Consider the following 20,567-nt stretch of genomic DNA (forward strand, 5'->3'; position numbering starts at 1 on the left):
TATGAAAACAACTGATTCAAGAAGGGCAACTACCGTTGGCATCTTTATCATCTTAGGACTGCTCATTTTTGCCGCTGCCATCCTGTTTTTGGGCGGACAAAAGAAAGCGTTCATACAGTCAGTACAGGTAAAAGCCATTTTTCATGATGTGGGGGGCCTTTCCAAAGGCAACAACATCTGGTATTCCGGTGTAAAAGTGGGCACGATCAAAAAGATTACTTTTGTCGATCACAACCGGATCGAAGTGCTGATGAATATCGATAAGAATGCCCGGCCGTTTATTCACAAAGATGTTAAGGCTCGGGTAAGTGCGGACGGACTGGTAGGCAATAAGATCATCGCTCTCGACGGTGGCACCGCTCAAACAGCACCGATCGAAGACGGAGACGTGATCATCGTGGAACCCAGTATCAGTACCGACGAGATCATGAATACCCTTCAGGTGAACAATAAGAACCTGGTAGCTATTACCGGTAATCTCAAAGACATCATGGAAAATCTTGCTGCGGGCAAAGGCTCGCTGGGAAAGCTGATGAAGGATTCATCCGTTTACGAGCAATTAGACCGTACCCTTACCATACTGCATAAAACAGCCGGGAATACCCAACAGTTCACCAGGGACCTCACGGGATACACCGCCAGATTGCAACGCCCCGGCGTACTGGCCAATGACCTGGTAAGTGACACCATTGTATTCAGCAGACTCAGAAGTACCGCAAACCAACTCCAGGAAGTGGCAGCGCAGGCGAACCAGGTTGCGCGCAATCTTCAGTCGGTAACCACGGATGTAAAAGGCCGTCTTAACAGCAATGAATCAGCTGCCGGCGTGTTGCTGAACGATTCTGCTACAGCCCGGGAGCTGCAACAAACGATCCGCAACCTGGAAAGCAGTACCGGTAAACTGGATGAGAATATGGAAGCAGTGCGGCACAATTTCCTGTTCCGGGGCTACTTCAGGCGACAGGAAAAACAACGCAAAAAAGAGGAAAAACAGCGGCAAAAAGAACTGCAACGACAATAGAAAAGCCGCATCAGGCAAAAACACGCATAACTTTTTTGGGGTGTTGAAGGGTTCGCGCTTTTCAGGATTTAATTGGCCCGATGTATCTTTTGGCAATAACGAGGTTGGAAAATTTGATATGATGAGATGCACCTTTGGGTGTGGTATCGTCGTAAAATTCGATCCAGATATAATTGAGGGTTAGCTTTTCATTTGTTCTCCAGCGGAACCCTTCAAAGGGCTGCCCTGTTTTGTTATTTATCCAGGAATCAGCCAGCCATTTCCCGCGGGGAAAACCGGGCCCCCAGTGCCCAACCGCCGCCCCATCCTGCCAAACCTGCAGCTCACCGTTTGATGCGGTTGCGGGGTGGTTGAGCCGGATCATCAGTTCAACGCACATCCATGTATCCCAGGAGATCTTTTTGGATTGCGGACTGCCGTTGACCAGGTCATTGCCATAGCATTTTCCCCGGGCACCCGCCCGCATATCGCCCCAGTAAAGATAGGTGTCCATATCATCCCGGCTGCCAACGGGTTCATAGGCGATGGAGATCCGCTGATCTCCAAGTGCACAGGTGCCGGCGCGGGGATGCGGATACCGGGTGGCGGGATCATAGCCGCCGATCCAAACCGATTCATGATGAATGTACCCTTTCGAATCTGACGGGTATTTTACATAATATCGAATGTAGAGGACACTATCGAAACCCGGGTCAAACTGTCTAAATAAATGCCCGCCGTCGTTTTTTCCTCCCAGGTTGGTCATTTTAAGCGCTACGCAACCGTTGGCCGGAACATCTACGCTATCCAGGCTCATTCCTTCGCGGTTAAGAACATCGGTATACCGGGCCAGTATATTGGGCATACCATCATTAAATTTTTCGGTGTAAAGCACATCAGGGTCCTGCTCAATGCCGACATCATTGGGATATAGCGTCGCAAGGGCGTTGGCCGGGGGCTGCCGGATTGGCTCGTGTAGCGGCTTGAATCCGGCAATGCCGGCCAGTACGATCAGGATGCAGGTAAATTGTTTCACTGTTATAAATAGTATCGGAACTTCCGGGGGAAGTTTATACCGGCTTTCTAAATATACATAAAAATCCAGTGGTTGAATCCGGCCTCTGCGGCAATATTACCCGTTGCCTCCTGTCATGGATTAAAGCCGTAAAAATATTTACTACTGCGTATGCTCTAAAATGGCGTTAGCTGATCATGACCATTTATAAAAAATATGATAAGTTTGCAGCGAATATAACGGGAAGCGAGTTTTTAAGAACGATTGTGAGATGCTTCATTTAAGTGATGTGGCCTGTCATCTTCGATGAGCAAACCGCTTAATGGAGATCGTTGCTTCGTCTCAACTTCATTTTTATGCCAACGCATCAGCTCTTTGCCCTCTACCTGGTTTTGATAGTCTGGAATAAGAGGTCTCCCGATTTTTAATGAATTTTCAAAATGAATACAGCATGATGATACAGCGTCTTTTTTTTATTGCTATGGTTATTTTAGGGATCAGCAGTTGCGGAACCAGTAAAAAAGCACAGCGACAGGAAGTGCCGTTTGATGAAGGGATCCGCCGGATCAATCACGTGGTGGTTGTTTATATGGAGAACCATAGCTTCGATAATCTGTATGGTGAATTCAAAGGCGTGAATGGTATTAAAAATGCCCAAAGAGGCAATTTTGTCCAGGTTGACGAACAGGGCCGGGCGTACAAGTATCTCCCCGAAATTCCCCGGAACAATGCCTTTCCTACCAATTTGCCCAATAAGCTTTTTAATATTGACCAGTATGTTCCCTCCGATAAAAAAACGCCGGATGTGACGCACCGTTTTTTTCACAACCAGTTGCAGATTAACGGAGGCAAGATGGATAAATTTGCGGCCTACAACGATTCAAAAGGACTGGCAATGGGCTATTACACTACGAAGAAGCTGCCGCTGTATCCCATAGCGCAGCAGTACACCTTGTGCGATAACTTCTTCCAGAGTGTTTTTGGCGGTTCCTATTTTAACCACGTGTATTTAATTGCTGCTGCTGCTCCGGTATGGAAGGATGCCCCGAAATCAATGATCGCGGAAGTAGATGCGCAGGGAAGGATGACAAAAGACGGGATCGTTACTCCTGACGGGTATGCGGTAAATCATGTGCTTTCCCGGAATAAACCCTATCCGCCTAAATCGGATGTTTCCAAATTATTGCCTTCGCAGACCATGCCAACCATCGGTGACCGGCTGAGCGAAAAAGGAATATCCTGGGCATGGTATTCCGAAGGATGGGATGATGCGGTGGCAGGAAGGAAAAATAATTTTGCATATAACCATGAGCCCTTCCTGTATTTTGCCAACTATGAAGAAGGAACGGAAGGAAGGAAACATCTGAAGGATCAAAATGATTTCCTTAAGGCGGCAAAAGAAGGAACGCTTCCCAGCGTTTCTTTTGTAAAACCCGGTGGAGGAAATGATGAACATCCGGGCAGCTCTGATGTCTATTCTTCGGAGCAGCTGGCTGTGAAACTGATCAATGCCGTACTGGAGGGGCCGAACGCAAAGGATGCCCTGGTGATCCTGACATACGATGAGTTTGGCGGATATTTTGACCATGTGGCTCCGCCGGTTATTGACCGGTGGGGGCCGGGAAGCCGTATTCCTGCGATTGTGATCGGGCCGTTTGCAAAAAAAGGCCATGTTGATCATACCCAATATGAAACGGTGAGTATTCTTTCGTTTATCGAGCGCAGATGGGGTATTACGCCATTAGCCGAGCGGGACAAAAATGCAAGCCCGTTCAGGAATGCCCTTATTTTTAAATGATTACCGTTATTTTGAGGGGGATCGGTTATGCATAACAAGATGCGAATAGTGACGGTGCTTTTTACAGGTCTGTTTATTGCAAGCTTCACCCCTTTTTATACGGCGCATACAGCACAGGTACGTTCCAGTCTGCGTGCACAGAAGATTCAGCGTGCGGTTTCCGGTCAGCTTGTATCTTTTCGCAATTATGTAAACGACACGCTTCTTTTAGAAGTCGGCAAAACGCATGTAGATACCCTGGCGGTGCGCCGGTCGTTTTTAAGGTCACGATTATTGTTTAAGGAATTTGAATGGGCGGCCACGTATTTTGCGGCTGATCTGACGGAACGATTAAATGGTGCACCCGTACAGGAAGTTGAGAATGCAGATCTGCTGGATCCCTCTTTGGCCCGGGGTGTTGATCCGATGGGCCTGCAGGTAATAGAAGAAGGGCTCTTCCCAAGCTATGATGCAACCCGTAAAGAAACGCTGGTCAGTGAAATTGGTCACTTAATAACAAATACGGACTACCTGATCGCCTATTTCGAGGACCACCCGCTTGCTGACTGGCGGATCCTGGATGCTGCCAAGCTGGAAGTATTCCGGATCATCACATTGGGCATTACCGGCTTCGATAATGCGCTTTCGCTAAACAGTATGGAAGAGGCTGCTGTTGCCTTAAAAAGCCTGCGGGAGCTGCTCCCCTATTATACCGGTAAAAATAAGGAAGCGGATTTAGTAAAGGATCTGGATGCTGCTATCGGGTACCTGCAGCAGCATCCGGATTTTGCCACTTTTGACAGGGCCGCATTTATTACCCGGTTTGCAAATAAAATCAGTGCTGGCATTGCACAATTAGAACAAAGCTTGCCGGGCCCCAAAATTAAGTACAACCGGATGCTGAAGCAGAATATCAGCACGCTGTTTGATGCGGCTGCTTTTAATGCGGATGCCTTTTCTCCGGGCCCGGAATTTCGTACTACAACCGCTAAAGCCGAGCTGGGAGAAAAGCTTTTTTACGACGCGGCCCTCTCCGGTACCGGTACAAGAAGTTGTGCTTCCTGCCACCGCCCGGATCTGGCGTTTACGGACGGATTGGCAAAACATCCGGATATTCATGACCCGGCAAAACTGCTAAAAAGAAATGCGCCTACCCTGCTTAATGCGGCGTTACAGTCTAATTACTTTTATGATATGCGGGCCTTAACACTGGAGGACCAGGTGCGCGATGTTATTCATAACAGCTCGGAGATGGACGGTTCGATGGACGCGGTCATAAAGCATGTTTCTGCAAACGAATCATACAGGTCGTTGTTCGCAAGGGCCTTTCCTGCCACCGCTGAAAACGGGATCGGCGCGGATGACGTAACGAATGCCCTTGCTGCTTTTATTCGCAGTCTTACAAAATTAAACAGCCGGTTTGATGCATATATGCAGGGCAACGAACGGGCCTTGTCGGACCAGGAGTTAAAAGGATTCAACTTATTCATGGGGAAGGCCAAATGTGCTACCTGTCATTTTTTACCGTTGTTTAATGGCTGCATGCCTCCTAAATATGTAGTGAGCGAAACGGAAGTGCTGGGTGTTCCGGCATCCCTGGCAGATTCTGTCCTGGATCCGGACCGGGGTTATTACGATGTAATTGGGGTTGATGCCTATAAACATGCGTTTAAAATACCCACCATCCGGAATATCAGCAAAACGGCGCCGTATATGCATAACGGCGTTTACCAGACCCTGGACCAGGTAATGGAATTTTATAATAACGGAGGCGGGGCCGGGTTAGGCATACATCTCCCGAATCAAACGCTGTCAGGAGAAAAACTTAACCTTACAGAGAAGGAAAAGGAGCATATTATTGCGTTTATGAAAAGTTTGGAAAGTAAAGAATAAAAGAAGACCGCGCTGGTTGCGGAAGACGCGGCGCGTATCATCCTCAGCAGCTTTCCGGCTTTAGAACTTCCTACACTTTTTTGTCAGATCTTAAAATCAATTTTCCCGATCATCCTCAGCGGGGTTCAATGATCTTTTCCAGCATCAGCATACGACCATCGCTGGCAATGCCTTCCGCAACGATTTTAAACCGTTTGGTCTGGTCGTTATTGTAAAAGGTAACCGGTATGATTGTATTTGAACCATTAACAAAAATATCGGGTACCCATTGTAATGTGATCCTGTGATCGGTGGTATTATTCACGGGATTGCCGGTATATTCAGGATTGAAAAATTCTTTTACAATGGTATATCCTTCATAGGTAATGATGTCAGCAGATGCTGGTGCCGGGACCAGTAAATCCTTCCCTTTTTTTGTATATACGGACAGCACGGCACCACCGCCAGCAGCAGCGGTTGATGTCGGAAATAATTTCACAAGTGCGATATCACTTAACGGCACTGTTTCCAGTGCAACCGGATTAGATGGCATTTCGTTCAGGAACAAAGTGACATTCCCCGTGTTACTGTGAGGGTCTGGTTTTTTCCTGGCCTCAACTTCCTCGCCGTTGGCGATATAATAAAGGACGTTACCGCCCCTATAGTGTAATACATAATCGCCTGATTCCCCCGAAACTTTAAGACCAGACACCCGCTCCCGTAAATATTGGAAAATATCCCCTGCATGACCTTCGTTTCGGAGATCCAGGCGGATGCTGTGTGTGGCTCCGGAAAAGAGCCCGCTTGAATATTCCGCATCCAGCTGATCCAGCGGAGATCTTGCTGTTGAATGTACATTTATATTTTCCAGGGTAATGCCTTCGGTATTCATATACGCATTGTAAGCCGCCTCCATTTTTTCCTGGACAGATGCATTGGTTGTTGTATGAAAGGGCATTGAAACCGGCGCTACGGGGTACCTGCGGTTCAATGAATCTCCATCTAGCTGCACCCGGATAACTGCATTTTTTTTACCGTTTATCGAAGAAAAAAGCAATTGTCGTTTTCCATAGAAAAAGAGGGAGTCTGCCTCAAATTGACCCAAGGAATCGGTATAAAGCATACGGGATATACTGTTGTTAAATCCGGTGGAGTCTGGGGGTGATATAAATAGCATAAGGGCATTGCCGGCAGCTTTTTTTTGAGGTCCTTTCACTTTCCCGCGTATTTTAATGTACCCCGGATCTTTATATAGGGGCTGGGGAAGCCTGTTCTGAACAATATCAGACCAGCGAAACCGCGTCCAGCCGTTTGTCATCATTACCAGATCAAGCGCCTGCCTTGCCGAATCGCCGGAAGTATTGAAATAATAGGACGGGTTATGTACATAACCTTTGATATCGCTGCTCAATAAAAAGGATGCATATATATTACCGGGTCTGTTTTCTTCGGTTCCATAATCCGCATCGGTAACCGATAAAGAAAAGTTACCAATTACGGTATCCGGCAACGTAATCGTAAAATGATTGTGTTTTCTTTTACCAGTATCCAGCGTATCTGCATGTATTGTAACAGGCAGCATATATTCTTTATTATCTACAAATGTGATCCGCTCCGCGAGTGGTATATCGTCCTTATTAAAGAGGGTCAGTTGCAGTATGCCCGAATAAAAATCACTTGTTTTTATAGAGCCGGAGATCTCTTTCCGATCACCCTGCAGCAATTGCCTGAATATAACATGGTTTTGTACCTGGCCAATCATATAGGCCGGCTTAAAAAGATCGTTGTCATCACCTTTTGTTATTTTAAACCGCTTCATGCCCGGCGCATCCGTGATATTGAATACGATGCCCTCATCTGCCTGCGGCGGAAGAAAATATTTTTCCCCGGACTGGTTAACAGTGGCATAATAGGTTTCTCCTTTGACGGGCACCATAGAAAAAGATCCCATGCCGTCGTGCAGGCTTTTGAGGGCGCAGATGCGTGCTCCTTTGCTGTTTCTGACGGTACCTTCAACAGGTACGGGCATACCGCCTTTATCTACTGATTTAAATGCTACGGTATTTAAAATGCCGGCAATGAAGTTTCCTCCTTCCGGAAAGAATAAGAGTTTATTTCCCTTTTGTGCTTCGTCCCTGTTTATTCTTTTTTTTTCTTTTCCATAAACGGTTATGCTCCGGTTAAAGGTAAATCCTGGCTGGTTAAGCATAAGCGGTGCATATGCCCTTATCTGATACGATCCTGTAGATAAGCTATCCGGCAATGTGAACTGTGCGGGCGCCATTCCCCCATACACCGGAAATATGTTTCTCTGAACCATTTCTGAGTGGCTGTTGACTAGTTCAATATATAATACGGTGCTGCTTACTGATGGCAGGAACCCGGACATGAAATATCCTTTACACCAAACGGATTCACCGGCAAAATAATGGTCCCTGTCCATATGCAGGTATAATTTTTCTACCGGGTTTTGGTTTGACCAGGCCGTTATCATGTTTTCCACCTGCTGGGCGGGGGAAAACAATGGCAATGCAAATAAAATCCCACAAAAAACAATCCACTTTGTTTTCATTTTTCTGAGACTTGTACAGATCAAAGGTAGGCTGAAAACAACATTTTCAAAGGTTCAGTATGCGCAGCTTTACCCGCTCATCCGCATTAAACCCGGGAATGGATCCACCGGTATGTATTATCCGTTTTTCCATTCAGGGACCGGTGTAAGTAAAACGCGGAAAGCACAGATGACGGCAATAGCGGTCAACTATACTATTCATTACAGTTCCCGCGGCTTAGTGCACCGGTTCATATTCCTTCGTCAGCTTTTTTTTTATTTCTTTAGGAGTGGCTTTTGTCCATCCTTTAAAGGCGCGCCTGAATGCCGGCAGGTCGTTATACCCCAAAACCTCGGCTACTTCTGTAAGGGTGCCGGGGCGGCTCTTTAATAAATGCAGCGCCAGTTCTTTTTTTACTTCGCCGGCGATTTCTCTGAAACTGGTTTGCTCTTCGGTTAATTTTCGCTGCAGGGTACGTACGGTCATGTTAAGACCCGCTGCAGCATCATCAATGGTAGGGATCTGGCCTTTGTATTGCATCAGCAGCAAATGTTTTACCGTATCCCTGCAGCTGGACTGTATGGCCAATGATTTTTTTTGCCCCAGGATATTATTGAACATTTCAAATAGCGAGGCGTCACTCGTAAGAACGGGTGTGTGCACATCGTCGGCCAGGAACAACATGCGATGCAACGGTGCATTAAACAATACCTGACAACGCAATACATCATTGTAGGTTCTCACGGCGTTTTTTGCATACTCCACTTCCACCGCCTGCGGATAGATGCTTTTGCCGCAAAGCGCCTTTATAAAATGAAGCGTTGAGGATAGTACAAAGTCGATCGCAATTCTGGCGTTGCGGGGATACATCGATTTCCAAAGCGCATTCTGGTGCAGTTCTATTATGGCAAATTTTCCTTCTTTTTTATACGTGTATGTAATCATCGGGCAAACCATATGCCCGTATTTACAATATACCTCAATGGCATTTTCCAGGTTTTTACTGGCCTGCATCATAAACCCTACCATACCTGTAACGGCAATGGTAACATCGCTTCCCATCGCCAAACCAATCTGCTCATTCTGCGTAACGTCCGCTAAGAGGTCGTACAATTTTGCGGCTTTTTGCCACTCCACCACCTGGCTGGAATCGCTTATTTCTTCCTGTGTAAAGCCGGCCATTTCTCTTAACGTATCGTAAGCCTCACCATATGTAGCGGCGGCATGCAGGATGTCTCTGATAGCAGTTGCTTGTAATCCCATGGCGTAAAATGACTCTTTTAAGGCACAAATTACACTTTTTCTGCCATTGATATCCGAGTTCCTTTGCATTCAAAATAATAAATACGATGTACACAAAAACAACAAACAGCATCAATGCCGACGTAGCATCATACGGCCACCGGAGAAAAAAAATATTATTTGCCAATATTCCGGCAGATGGCCATTTCGGCCCGCTGACGGGTCTGGCGGTTCAGCTGAAAAAAGCGGGGCATGACGTACGGTGGTATACCGGGCCCAGTTATGCGTCCCGGATCGAAGAACTGGGAATTCCCTTTTATCTGTTTGCCAAGGCAAAGGAGGTAACGGTGCACAACATTGATGAAGTATTCCCGGAACGGAAAAAAATCAAAAACCATGTAAAAAAAGTGATTTTCGATATCTGTACTTACTTTATAGAGCGCGCCACGGAATTTTATGAAGATATAAAGGATATCAACAAGAGCTTTGATTTTGATATTCTTGTGTGCGACAGCGCTTTCACCGGTATGTCGTTTGTAAAAGAAAAACTGAACAAGCATGCCGTGGCCATCGGCATCCTTCCCTTATGCGAATCATCAAAGCACCTGCCGCCACCCATAATGGGACTGACCCCTGCGAAAACCGCTGCAGGTAAGGCTTTTCATGCGTTCCTGCGCTTTCTAACAGACAAGGTGCTGTTTAAAAAGCCCCATGCACTGATAGAGCGGCAATACCGGAATGCAGGCATGAGCCGGCATGGAAAAAACCTGTTTGATGTGCAGATTGATAAAGCCACCTTGTTTTTACAAAGCGGTACACCCGGGTTCGAATATAAAAGAATGCATATGAGCAGCCATATTCATTTTATAGGACCGCTGCTGCCGTATAAAAATAAAGCGCCCCAGCCGTTGAGTTTTGAAGATAAGCTTCGCCGTTATGAGAAGGTGTTGCTGGTAACACAGGGGACCTTTGAGGGAGATGTGAACAAATTGATTGTGCCGGCGATAGAAGCCTTTAAAAACAGCAATTACCTGGTGGTGGTAACTACGGCAGGGTGGCATACAAACAGGCTGCGCGAACGGTATAAGGAATTTGACCATATTGTTATAGAAGATTATATCCCCTTTGACCAGGTAATGCCCTTTGCGGATGTATTTATTTCCAACGGCGGGTATGGGGGCGTGATGTTGAGCATCAACAATAAACTGCCCATGGTGGTAGCTGGTATACACGAGGGGAAAAACGAGATATGTGCCCGTGTAGGCTATTTTAAGATGGGGATTAATTTGCGCACCGAACATCCCAAACCCGAAACGATAAGGAAAGCGGTAAAAGAAATCCTGGATAATCCCGTTTACCAGAAGAATGTTGAGCACCTGTCTGTAGAGTTTTCCCGGTATCACCCGTTATCCCTGTGCGAAAAATTTATTGACCAGTTGCCGGCTCTTCAACGGCAATAGCAGGTCAATAGCTGTTAGCGTTAAAAGTGATCATTGATCCGGCTCACGTTATAAACAATCCGTTTGCCGTATCCCGGTATCCACGGTCCCGGCAGACATTTGCGCCACATTTTAAATCAAATCGGTTTTTGAAAAGATCGCCGGACAGATCAGCAGGCACCATTTAACAGATCGTTCGAAACGCTTCCGCGGCTGATTTCAGGAAGCGGGGACCGTTATGTAAGTGCGTACTGAAGCCGGCATTTTCAAAAACGCTTTACCTCTCAAAACAAATTATTTATGAAAAGAATGAATTTTTGGATGGGCCTCGTCCTGTTCCTGTTTACTTCCGCGTGTAGCAAGTCGGATCCCACATCCCCCGATTTGCCCGGTGCATTGGTTACCACGCATGGAACACCCGATGGAGCGGCCGTTACTAAAACCATCGGCACTGCAGGCGGCTCCGTTACAAGTACTGATGGCAATTTCAGCATTACCATTCCTACCGGAGCACTCGCCGGCGACCAGGAGATATCGGTGCAGCCGGTGATGAATCAACTGCCCGCCGGTTATGGCAGGGCTTACCGGCTAAGTCCGCACAATATCCAGTTCCTGCAACCGGTAACCGTCCGTTTCCGTTATGATGAAAACAGTATCCGGAATACTGTGCCTGAATTACTTGGGATCGCCTACCAGGACGGGGAAGGTAAATGGTTCCATGCAGGAGAACCCACGCTGGACCGGGGGAGCCATATGCTTTCCGTTGCCACCACGCATTTCAGCGACTGGGGCTATTTTCCCTATTTCTACATTGATCCCAGTGAAGCTCTTGTAGATCCAGGAGCACAGCTGGACCTGCGTGTAATGGCGACGGTGCCCGGTAATCCGGATTTTGTTCCCCTTCCCGGTGAAAGCCCCGTGCTTCAACCCTATCAGCCGGATAAGAGCTACCTGGGAGCCTGGAGTTACTCGGGTGATGGGTCGCTCAAGGGCAATGGTAACAAAGCCCATTATCAGGCCCCTAACTCGGCGCCCAGGGCCAACCCGGAGGCTGTAAGTGTAGCGGTAAAAATGCAGCGAAAAGGACAGTTCCTGTTGATATCAAATATTACCATCCGCACGGAATTTCATATCGATTATATGCAGGTGGATGAAACGGAAATGTATGCGGGAGGGCTTAACTATCCGAGCCGGCTCTGGATCTATGGAAGTTTTGGAGAAGACCCCGGAAAGGAAAAGCGTTCGGTAAAGATCAACAACACAGACGTTACCGTTGCTTTTTGGACACCCGGGATGATCGCCTGTGATATTCCAACCGCCGGCCCCTATGCCTCCGGTGTGGTAGCCGTATCAACAAAAGCGGCTACAGCAACTAAAACACTAAACGAATGGCTGGTTAATATGTACTATGATAAAGTGGAGAGTCCGGGCGGTGCGCTTACCAAGAAAGTAAAACTCATTTTGCGCTTTCGCGGGGATGCCGACGGATTCTTTAAAACCGGGCAGGTGCCGATGGTAACGGAAACCAATCTCCATGCAAGCAGTAAAGGTATTATTGACATGGCTACCGGAAGCTTCACCAACCATGTTACGATGGATGGCTGCGGCGATTATACCGTAAAATGGGATGCCATTCATAACCTGGAGGTGGCCCGGAAGAAAAACACAGAAGCGGGTGGCCTGAGCGGCCGTGTGGTAAACAGATCCGGTGGCTTCGACCTGAAGATCCGGTTCATAGCAGATGATGTGCTCATGACGCACCGGAAGTTTGTGGATTGCCACAGCGGAGGATCCAACGATGATGTACCCGATGCCATCGAGATCCAGGGGTTTCATGAAACCGTTATCCCGCTCCGGTTTTCACTGTCTGGCAGTAATGCCTCCATAAAGGCAGGAGAAATGCCGTTGAAGACGGGAACCGGTGTGGCATCCGGCCTCTACTTCGATGCGCCCGATTATGTGCCCGGTAATTTTACCACCCGCCTGCATTGGGACGAAGCCCGTCCGAAATACGAATAATTAAAAATTTAAATGAAAAATCACCCGCAACTGCGGGTCCAAAAAACAGACCAATGAAACAATTATTATGGATGGCGCTCTTATGCTGCGCCTGCACGAAATCAGAGTCCGCAACAGACGAAACGCCCAACACAGATCCCGGTCAGAAGTATGTTCAGGGGAAGGTTACCGATACCAATGGCAATGCCATAAAAGGGGCAAGAATTATTGTGGACAATACTATTTATTACAATTCGGGAACCACCGGTACAACAGATGCCAATGGCTACTATAAGATTCCGGTGGAGATCGGATCCTGGCGGGTTTATGCCGAAATCGACCGCACATTTAATGAGCAGACCTTTAAAAAGCTGGAATTGTTCCCGGATAAAGACAATGCTTTTGCAGGAGCTGACGGGGCTACGGTTAATTTTAAATGGAAGCTGGAAGGCGAAAAGCCTGCACCGCTTGTTGGGTTTTTTGGCGGTACGGCCTACCTGTATCCCGATTCGGAGAGCGATATCCGGGATTCAGAGAACATTGAGTTTACGTTTACGCCGGTCGGGAACCTGATCGACGGAAACCCCGGCCATGTTCTGGTGCGTAAAGGCGGCAAACCACAAACGAGCACCTATTCACAGATGCCGGATATCCCTATTGGAAAATACAATATCACGGCAAAACATGTTCCCTCCGGTAAGGTATTGAAATTAAGAACGGCCTACGAAGGCAGTTATACCTCCAATATGATAGCCGGGTTTGACCCCGAATTAAACTTCTGCTCCCGCTGCCTCACCATTCAGTTTACAGACCGGTAACGCATAAAAGGAAAATGATGGCTACTCCTGAGGAATGTACTTTCAGCAAGCAATTCCTCCCTGAGAAAGGCTCGTGTACGCACGAGCTTTTTTTGATGTGCGTCCGGATGTATCACTTTGGTCAATGACCGGATTACGAACGATGCAGGGCCACTTACTGTATCGTATTCCCCATATTGAACATGGGCAGGTACATGGCAATAAGCACAACGCCAACGACCAGACCCAATACAATGATGATCACCGGTTCAATAAATTTGCTCAGCTGTGTGGTTTGGTAATCCAGGTCTTCGCTGTAGCGGTCGGAAAGATTTTTAAAAAAGAGTTCAAGCTCATTGACCTCCTCTCCCACTTTTACCAGGGCCGTCATTTTAGAGGGGAAGATCTTTTTGGTGCTCATGCTTTCATGGAGCGGAAGCCCTTTCAGGATGTCCTGCTCCATTTGGTCAAGTGCATGTTCCAGCGGGTAAAAGCCCATTACCTGTTTGCTCAGGCTCAGGGCCTGTACCAACGGTACCCGGGCACCTAACAGTAACTGCATGGTAGAAGCAAACCGTGCCAGGTAGATCTTGGAAACAATATTTTTTACCACCGGCGTTCGCTGCAATAAAAGATCTTTATATTTTTTATACCAGGGCTTGTTGCGGTTAATACTCATAAATACGATAACGGCTAGGAGTAGCAGGAATAGTTTGCCGGCAGCGGCCTGCATGAAATTGGAAGCATTTAACACCTGCCGGGTAAGAAAGGGCAGGTTTCCGCCAAAACGCTGGAACACGTCGGCAAACATGGGCACTACATAATTCATCATAAAGAACACGGAACAAAATGCTACAGACAGTACAATGAGGGGGTACGTAAGCGCCCCGATGATTTGCCGCCGCTGTTTGATCTTGGCTTTGTAATAAACCGACAGCTGTTGTAATACCGTGTTCAGTTTGCCCGTCTCCTCTCCGATCTCCACGGTAAAATATTCATAAGGGGTAAAATTTTTGTTTTCACGCATGGCTGCCGAAAGGCTGCTGCCATTCACCACTTTTTCAAGAACCGTAGTGAGAATGGCCCTGGGCGCTTTCTTGGTTTGCTCGTCCCGGATCAGCTGCAGGGCGGTGCGGATATCCAGGCCCGCGTCCATCAGGCTGCCCAGTTCCAAATAAAAAGACTCCTTGATCTTATCGGAAAACGGTTTTCCAAACAGGGAAAACTCCCGGGTGAGCAATCCCTCCAACTGCTTCATGAAAGAAGTGGTTTCCTTATTGGCAGCTGTTTGCTGCTCCTTGCTGCTCTGCTTTTTAAGTGTATGTATATCGATGGGTTGGTGCATGTTTATGGTGCTGTTTGGATCGAGTCATTGAGTATATCTGCCCGTGCATAGCGTTTCTGAAGATACGTATAAAAATATTGCTCCCGATAGCGGTGCCGTAGTTTTAAAGTGGCAAGCAAGGGCGTACTGTCGTTCACGTTGCGTTGTGCAGCGATGCCCGCGCCCGGCCGGAGGGTATCGGCCCGGCCCGGTTCGGTCCGCACTATAAATGCCGTATCCAGCTGGTAAACCGTGGTCTTTAACGCGTTGCCTGTTTTTGTTTGCAGGATGATCTGGTTACGCTCCGGATCCAGTTTTACGGTACGGGCCTTTTCAAAATCGCGCTGCAACAACTTTTTGGTAATATAATAATCGGTGAAAAAGCGGTTCCCGGCAAAATAGTGCGCAGATTGCCGGGAAAGGATCATGTACACCGTTGCAATCACTCCAAAAAGGATGGCCATCAGCAGCAAACCGATTACCAGCTCCGGAAGCGTAAATGCCGGGATTTTCCGGCCATATGTTTTTTTAAGGCTGTGCATCGGGGAATGATTCAGAAGCGGTTTGAGATCCGACCAGGAAGGTGCGGGTTAAGAACGGAGCACCCAGGCTGTCTCTTTTATAAACGGTAAAGCGCACCTGCAACAGGGCGGCTTCTTTGGCGTCCGGACTGCTTTCCCGGCTGACGGTCCAGTTATTGACAACCTCTTTTTTAACGCTGAAGTCTTTGTGCAGAAAGGAGGCCTGTATATACTCTTCCAGTGTGCTGGCGGCGCTCATGCGTTGCATGCTGAACCCCGATTCCTTTACCGATACAAAAAAATGGATACTGATAAAGAATACCAGCAGCACAAGAACCAGGGCCACGATCGATTCGATCAGGGAAAAAGCCGCGATGGGTTTTTTGTATCTGTGGGCGTTTACTGGAGCCATTTCAAAAGAGTTTGCCGGGAGGCGCCTGTAAAAATAGAGAAATAACCGGCATGTTGAAACCAGCCGGAAGGAACAATCGTAGCGTCGATAAGAATATTTTCCATACTCATCGGCCCGCGCTGTTCAAAAAAGAAATGTGTAAATACCGCACCTTCCATACGCCCGTTAAGGTAGGTGTAGCCTTCATTATATACCAGTCCTTTTACCGTGGCGCCGGCTTTTACCTTTACTACGGGTTTGATGTTGGAATGATTGTTTTCGGCAAGGCCGAGGACCATGCCATGCAGTGTAACTCCGTCATGCAGGGTTACTGTGGCTCCGGTATTGCCGATGGCATTGCTGCGCCCGATTCCCACCATTGCCGAAGGGTATTCAAAAACGCAACCGGTTTCTGCAGTAATGCTATCGAGCGCGATGGCCTGAACGGCTCCTTTAAAGCCGCTGGTGAAATGGATAAAAGGAGCAACCAGCAGCACATCTTCCAGGTAGGCTCCGGGGCCTATCTCAATCAGCGAGTCGGACAATACGATCAGCTTGCCCTTCAGGTACTGATGCGTCAGTATGCCTTTCCGGGGTAAAACAAGTTGTTGCGCTGCATTTAAAAAAGAATGTTCTATAGAATCTGCAGCATCGCCGGAGGCTGTGAGCAAGGTATCCGCAACCCGGTTGCCCAGGCTGCGCAATTGCTTTCTGAGTGCTGCTTCCAGCGGTGGTAATTGTTTGCTGCTGCTGCCGATCGTACCCTCAATCAGGTTTTTACGGGAGAAGCCCTTCTGTTGGAAAAAGCCGCTCCGCAGGCCGGATTTGGGCAGGTAGGCCTTGCCTTCAATATAGGTATCGCCGGTTAACGACAACGGCCGGTCGTGATCTGCAAGATAGAGGCTGGCATCTTCGTAACGGAAATGTTCTGCACCGTACAAAAAGGACGTGGTTTTCATACGGCCTTTATAAGTCACTTTGATTCCGGATGCCTGGAAGCAGCCCCAGGGCTCATTCCGGTAATACAATGAATCGGTGATACCCTCAAACAGCAGGCTGCTGTCCTGCTCCGGCGTTGCTGTAATGCGTTCCAAAGCCAATACCCGTTCAATACCCGATTGCAGGTCATCATCCAGCCGTTGGTCCAGCTGGTCTTTTATTTCAAAATATTTAAAATGATAGAGTGCCAGCAGCAGCATACCACAGGTAATAAAGATCACGAGGGCCAGCACCAATGTAGCAATCAGTGAACCGGCCGGAAGCCTCTTGTAAAAAAAAGCACGGATGGGCACAGGTTATTTTTTTGCAGCCGGCTGTCGGATGCCCTTTTTATACAGGACCACCACGGCACTGTCTTTTACCATTTCCACCTGGCGTCCGGTAAACTGGTTGTTTTTTTCAACTCCCTTTTTTATGCGCTGGCCATCGGGGGCGTACGCATCTATGCGCCAGGCACCGTCCCAAAACCGTTTGCGGGTGATGGTTTTGAGTCGCCCGTTCTCATGCCAGGTACGCCAGGCACTGACTCTCCTTCCCTGTTTAAACCTGCCTTCTTCCAGCAGGCGGCGTTCTTTATCTACCACTTTATAATAGCCATGCAATAATTTTCCATAATAGCCACCCTCTGTGGTATGGATACGTCCGGATTTAAACCAGGTATAAAAACGGTGGGCATGCAGCCGGGGTGTGGCATCGGTAACCTGGAAGAGGAAAGAGCGATCCAGGGAATCAATCCGTACCTGGCCGTTGTAATATTGCGCCGCCGTATTGAGGGCAGTGAAAGAAATAATGATCAAAAGAGGGAGGATGCGTTTCATTTTCTCAGGGAGTTTATGTTCAAGATAAAGGTAAGCGGTTATCAGAAAAAAATTTTTCTTTATTTGGAAATAATAATTGAAGTTTATTATATTTATGTAAACAATCTAAACTTGAAGAGCAAATGAAAAACGAGAGAACCTAAAACTACTAGGATTAAGAATGGCCTGGTAAAAAACCGAATCAATTGAAAGGATACCCAAAGACCAAGTAGCTGCTGAACCCCTTTTAACTACTGTGCCTTTTATCCGGTAAATTTATTTAATGCCGCGAGTTTGAAACGACAGAGGTTGTGTAGGATAAATTTATGTTTCTCTAAGGAACTGTGTGCCCACGGTTATTTGGTTTACCATCAAATTTTTAGCGCCAACCTTACTGTTGACTAGATTTTGAGTTAAAAGAAGGAGTAACTCTATATGGCTGGCTGCTGGTCGCCATTGGATTCGTGTGTACTAACTAATTGAAATACGAACCATATTGAAAATTAGTTAGTGTGATTTTCTAAGACTATTTGATTAAGCATTAAAAATATTTAAAGTGGAAAGCGATAAAACAATCGAAGGCCATTCTGCTGTAATGCCTTATATCGAAATTGCAAAAACTTTTAGCCGATTTATTGATCAATGTATTTATATCTCTGATCAACGAAATTCAAAGTTTTTATATATTTCAGATAACCCTCTTCTTTTTGGTGGGTACAGTATCAACCTGATTAAGGAGAAAGGATTCGAGTTTTTTATTAATAGTGCTCCAAAGGAAGAGGCTTCGATCCTGTTAAAAATTAGAGACGCGCATTTCGATTTTTTGGAAAACTTATTACCAGATGAAAAATTAGGGCATTCCATTTCTTATAATTTTCATCTTGAGCAAAAAAATAAACAGATATCAGTCAATCATAAAATGACACCTATACTTCTTGACAGATCAGGGCACGTTTGGATGAATATGGGTTTTATTTCAATTACTTCGGATCATAATATCGGCCAGGTTCAAATTAAGAATGAGCGGACAAAGGAGTCATACTTTTATGATTTTGAAAAATCCGAATGGTTGTTGCAGGATATTGTTTCGCTGTCGGATCGGGAAAGAGAAATAATAATTCTCTCAGCGCAAGGATTGACAAATAGAGCGATTGCAAAGAAAGTCCATCTCTGTGAAGCCTCAGTGAAATTTCATAAGACGAAGATTTTCAGAAAATTAAAGGTCAATAATATCGCGGCCGCAGTTAGCTATGTTTTGGGGGCCTATCAAATTGTAGTATTCTTATGCGAAGCAAGCATTCTTCTTATTGAGTGAAACTTTTGGTTGTGTTTTTTATACTAAAGTATAAAATTTATAAAATAAAGAGGGTTGGTTTTATGTTGGATCGAGCAGAATTGTAGTTTTATGAAGAGTAGTTTTTTAAGTCATGAGAACGTTGGTAACTGTATGAGAAAAATAGTGCAAGTCCTGTGATCCCTTCGAGCGAGATGTTAAGCCCTGAGAACCTGACGAAGACCAAAGAAGCGCTGTTTTCCATTAAAGAGTTGAGATTTATTTAGCGTTGCAGACAAGAGCGGTATTGCAATACGTAGCGTATTGTCACCTGGTTCTGTGTGAGCCAGGGTTGTATTTTATTGTTGCTATTGTATCGCCAGCAGAGGTGTAAGGTGCTGGGAGACCATATGTTTATTGATCAAAGTAATAAAAACCGATATGAGAAAGTTTGTACTAACTGTTGCCGTTTTACTGTTTATGGGTGTGGTATCCTACAGCCAGGATAGTGCATTAACGAGGGTGCGGACCGTGATGTTTGCGAAGGCGGACGGGACCCCACAAAAAAGTAGTATTACGGGAGTCAAAAGTGATATGTTTAGCGTGGTAAAAGTGTTATCGCGGGAAGACAGTATTGCCCGGGATGCCCTTGATCGCAAGACAGACAGCCTGAATCTTTTGCGGTTCAAAGTGGATTCAGTGAAGTCTGTGAAGAACGGAACGCTGTTTACCAATGAGTTTGTCAAGCAGTTGGGGTTAAAAAAGGGGCAGGTAGACTCATTACATAAGATTAACTACCGGTTGGAGATGGATAAGAATGGGGCTAAAGCTACTATTGCAGATAAGGGGTCGCTGTTTAAAGAACTGGCGCTGATTGAGCGTCAGCGGGATGTAAGCTATAAAGAGGTGCTGAATGAGGAGCAATATAAGAAGTACCTGTCTATAAAACGAGTCCTGCTTAATAGTATATATGTTCAGGAGGCCGGCAAGAAAAAACAGTGATCTGGTCAATACAAAAAATCAAAATTCTGTTCCTAAAACATTGTTTATGAGAAACAAACAATTTCTGTTACTGGTTGGTATGATGATTTTGGGCATAATCGGTTACAGCCAAACGATACCGGTAGGCTCTTGTGGTTTACAATACACCTATGATGCTTCGGGTAATCTGACGAGCCGACAGTATGTATGTGTCAACGCCCGGATCAAGAGTTATAAAAAGGCAGACGCTGTAGAGTATGCTAAAAAGAGCAGTACCGAGATGCAAAAGGTGGATGTTGTATATACGCAATCGAAGAGCGGGCTTGTTTCAATACAGTTTATAAGCCCGTTAAAGAATAATGCAGTACGCATTGTAGATGCTGCCGGTAAGGAAGTTCAGACATTGATGCTGACCGGAGATAAATTGAAAATAAATCTTGCCCAGGTACCCAAGGGGAGTTATTATATGCGCCTAAAAAGTGGAGCAGTAAATATTAACCAGGAGATCGTAAAACTGTAAAGCAGAAAGCCCGGTAAAGGTGGGATGCCCTCAAACCAAGTCCAAAAACTTAAATCAAGTCAAAATGAG

17 protein-coding genes are annotated in these 20,567 nt (G+C 46.4%); 9 read left to right on the forward strand and 8 right to left on the reverse strand.

All coding sequences use genetic code 11. The features are described from left to right. Position 1: 1 nt before the first annotated feature. The gene (locus LQ567_RS16780; protein WP_231006316.1) at positions 2-1,021 is read left to right on the forward strand and encodes an MlaD family protein; all 1,020 of its coding nucleotides are present in this window, start codon (positions 2-4) and stop codon (positions 1,019-1,021) included. Positions 1,022-1,082: 61 nt separating this feature from the next. Here LQ567_RS16780 and LQ567_RS16785 read toward each other — a convergent pair whose 3' ends face one another. Continuing rightward, a complete protein-coding gene (locus LQ567_RS16785; RefSeq protein WP_231006318.1) occupies positions 1,083-2,036 on the reverse strand; it encodes a hypothetical protein in 954 nt (317 codons plus the stop codon). Between the two features lie 430 nt (positions 2,037-2,466). Between LQ567_RS16785 and acpA the strand changes: the two genes are divergently transcribed. Both acpA and LQ567_RS16795 read left to right on the forward strand, forming a co-directional pair. Further along, a complete protein-coding gene (gene acpA / locus LQ567_RS16790) occupies positions 2,467-3,813 on the forward strand; it encodes an acid phosphatase (RefSeq protein ID WP_231006320.1) in 1,347 nt (448 codons plus the stop codon). Positions 3,814-3,852: 39 nt separating this feature from the next. Further along, on the forward strand, positions 3,853-5,685 hold the full coding sequence (locus LQ567_RS16795) for a cytochrome-c peroxidase (RefSeq protein ID WP_231006322.1): 1,833 nt from the start codon (positions 3,853-3,855) through the stop codon (positions 5,683-5,685). 115 nt (positions 5,686-5,800) lie between these two features. On the opposite strand, the gene LQ567_RS16800 is transcribed toward LQ567_RS16795, so the two are convergent. Beyond that, entirely contained in the window at positions 5,801-7,984 is a 2,184-nt protein-coding gene (locus LQ567_RS16800) for a hypothetical protein (RefSeq protein WP_231006327.1), read from the reverse strand. Between the two features lie 469 nt (positions 7,985-8,453). Further along, on the reverse strand, positions 8,454-9,479 hold the full coding sequence (locus tag LQ567_RS16805) for an AraC family transcriptional regulator (RefSeq protein WP_231006329.1): 1,026 nt from the start codon (positions 9,477-9,479) through the stop codon (positions 8,454-8,456). A gap of 86 nt (positions 9,480-9,565) precedes the next feature. Between LQ567_RS16805 and LQ567_RS16810 the strand changes: the two genes are divergently transcribed. The 3 genes from LQ567_RS16810 (at position 9,566) to LQ567_RS16820 (ending at position 13,713) form a co-directional block, all read left to right on the forward strand. After that, positions 9,566-10,918: a glycosyltransferase gene (locus LQ567_RS16810; RefSeq protein WP_231006331.1), complete on the forward strand. Its 1,353-nt coding sequence runs from the start codon at positions 9,566-9,568 to the stop codon at positions 10,916-10,918. 279 nt (positions 10,919-11,197) lie between these two features. Next, on the forward strand, positions 11,198-12,916 hold the full coding sequence (locus LQ567_RS16815) for a hypothetical protein (protein WP_231006333.1): 1,719 nt from the start codon (positions 11,198-11,200) through the stop codon (positions 12,914-12,916). Positions 12,917-12,969: 53 nt separating this feature from the next. Then, positions 12,970-13,713: a carboxypeptidase-like regulatory domain-containing protein gene (locus LQ567_RS16820; protein WP_231006335.1), complete on the forward strand. Its 744-nt coding sequence runs from the start codon at positions 12,970-12,972 to the stop codon at positions 13,711-13,713. Between the two features lie 154 nt (positions 13,714-13,867). Here LQ567_RS16820 and LQ567_RS16825 read toward each other — a convergent pair whose 3' ends face one another. From LQ567_RS16825 to LQ567_RS16845, 5 genes are read right to left on the reverse strand one after another with little or no spacing between them, the layout of a single operon-like run. Next, positions 13,868-15,037 carry a type II secretion system F family protein gene (locus LQ567_RS16825; protein WP_231006337.1) on the reverse strand — a complete coding sequence of 390 codons (1,170 nt, stop codon included), beginning with the start codon at positions 15,035-15,037 and terminating at the stop codon, positions 13,868-13,870. A gap of 2 nt (positions 15,038-15,039) precedes the next feature. After that, complete coding sequence (locus tag LQ567_RS16830) at positions 15,040-15,558, reverse strand: hypothetical protein (protein WP_231006339.1); 519 nt, start codon at positions 15,556-15,558, stop codon at positions 15,040-15,042. After that, a complete protein-coding gene (locus LQ567_RS16835; RefSeq protein WP_231006347.1) occupies positions 15,545-15,949 on the reverse strand; it encodes a hypothetical protein in 405 nt (134 codons plus the stop codon). The genes LQ567_RS16830 and LQ567_RS16835 overlap by 14 nt, the downstream gene beginning before the upstream one ends. Beyond that, positions 15,937-17,220, reverse strand: coding sequence for a hypothetical protein (locus LQ567_RS16840; RefSeq protein ID WP_231006356.1), 1,284 nt, complete (start codon positions 17,218-17,220; stop codon positions 15,937-15,939). The genes LQ567_RS16835 and LQ567_RS16840 overlap by 13 nt, the downstream gene beginning before the upstream one ends. A gap of 3 nt (positions 17,221-17,223) precedes the next feature. Further along, complete coding sequence (locus LQ567_RS16845) at positions 17,224-17,745, reverse strand: toxin-antitoxin system YwqK family antitoxin (protein WP_231006358.1); 522 nt, start codon at positions 17,743-17,745, stop codon at positions 17,224-17,226. A 535-nt stretch (positions 17,746-18,280) separates the two neighbouring features. Between LQ567_RS16845 and LQ567_RS26200 the strand changes: the two genes are divergently transcribed. From LQ567_RS26200 to LQ567_RS16860, 3 genes are all read left to right on the forward strand, one after another. Continuing rightward, positions 18,281-19,039, forward strand: a complete 759-nt coding sequence (locus LQ567_RS26200) for a helix-turn-helix domain-containing protein (protein ID WP_231006364.1) — start codon at positions 18,281-18,283, stop codon at positions 19,037-19,039. Positions 19,040-19,438: 399 nt separating this feature from the next. Further along, positions 19,439-19,999, forward strand: a complete 561-nt coding sequence (locus LQ567_RS16855) for a hypothetical protein (RefSeq protein WP_231006365.1) — start codon at positions 19,439-19,441, stop codon at positions 19,997-19,999. A gap of 46 nt (positions 20,000-20,045) precedes the next feature. After that, a complete protein-coding gene (locus tag LQ567_RS16860; RefSeq protein WP_231006367.1) occupies positions 20,046-20,498 on the forward strand; it encodes a T9SS type A sorting domain-containing protein in 453 nt (150 codons plus the stop codon). Positions 20,499-20,567 lie beyond the last annotated feature (69 nt).

Origin of the sequence: Niabella pedocola (assembly GCF_021044425.1) — a bacterium.
Taxonomy (GTDB): Bacteria; Bacteroidota; Bacteroidia; order Chitinophagales; family Chitinophagaceae; genus Niabella; species Niabella pedocola.

Coding starts and splice junctions, on each gene's coding strand:
- LQ567_RS16780 (WP_231006316.1), top strand. CDS start 2: ATGAAAACAACTGATTCAAGAAGGGCAACTACCGTTGGCATCTTTATC.
- acpA (WP_231006320.1), top strand. CDS start 2,467: ATGATGATACAGCGTCTTTTTTTTATTGCTATGGTTATTTTAGGGATC.
- LQ567_RS16795 (WP_231006322.1), top strand. CDS start 3,853: ATGCGAATAGTGACGGTGCTTTTTACAGGTCTGTTTATTGCAAGCTTC.
- LQ567_RS16800 (WP_231006327.1), bottom strand. CDS start 7,984: ATGGTTCAGAGAAACATATTTCCGGTGTATGGGGGAATGGCGCCCGCA.
- LQ567_RS16805 (WP_231006329.1), bottom strand. CDS start 9,479: ATGGGATTACAAGCAACTGCTATCAGAGACATCCTGCATGCCGCCGCT.
- LQ567_RS16810 (WP_231006331.1), top strand. CDS start 9,566: ATGTACACAAAAACAACAAACAGCATCAATGCCGACGTAGCATCATAC.
- LQ567_RS16815 (WP_231006333.1), top strand. CDS start 11,198: ATGAAAAGAATGAATTTTTGGATGGGCCTCGTCCTGTTCCTGTTTACT.
- LQ567_RS16820 (WP_231006335.1), top strand. CDS start 12,970: ATGAAACAATTATTATGGATGGCGCTCTTATGCTGCGCCTGCACGAAA.
- LQ567_RS16825 (WP_231006337.1), bottom strand. CDS start 15,037: ATGCACCAACCCATCGATATACATACACTTAAAAAGCAGAGCAGCAAG.
- LQ567_RS16830 (WP_231006339.1), bottom strand. CDS start 15,558: ATGCACAGCCTTAAAAAAACATATGGCCGGAAAATCCCGGCATTTACG.
- LQ567_RS16835 (WP_231006347.1), bottom strand. CDS start 15,949: ATGGCTCCAGTAAACGCCCACAGATACAAAAAACCCATCGCGGCTTTT.
- LQ567_RS16845 (WP_231006358.1), bottom strand. CDS start 17,745: ATGAAACGCATCCTCCCTCTTTTGATCATTATTTCTTTCACTGCCCTC.
- LQ567_RS16855 (WP_231006365.1), top strand. CDS start 19,439: ATGAGAAAGTTTGTACTAACTGTTGCCGTTTTACTGTTTATGGGTGTG.
- LQ567_RS16860 (WP_231006367.1), top strand. CDS start 20,046: ATGAGAAACAAACAATTTCTGTTACTGGTTGGTATGATGATTTTGGGC.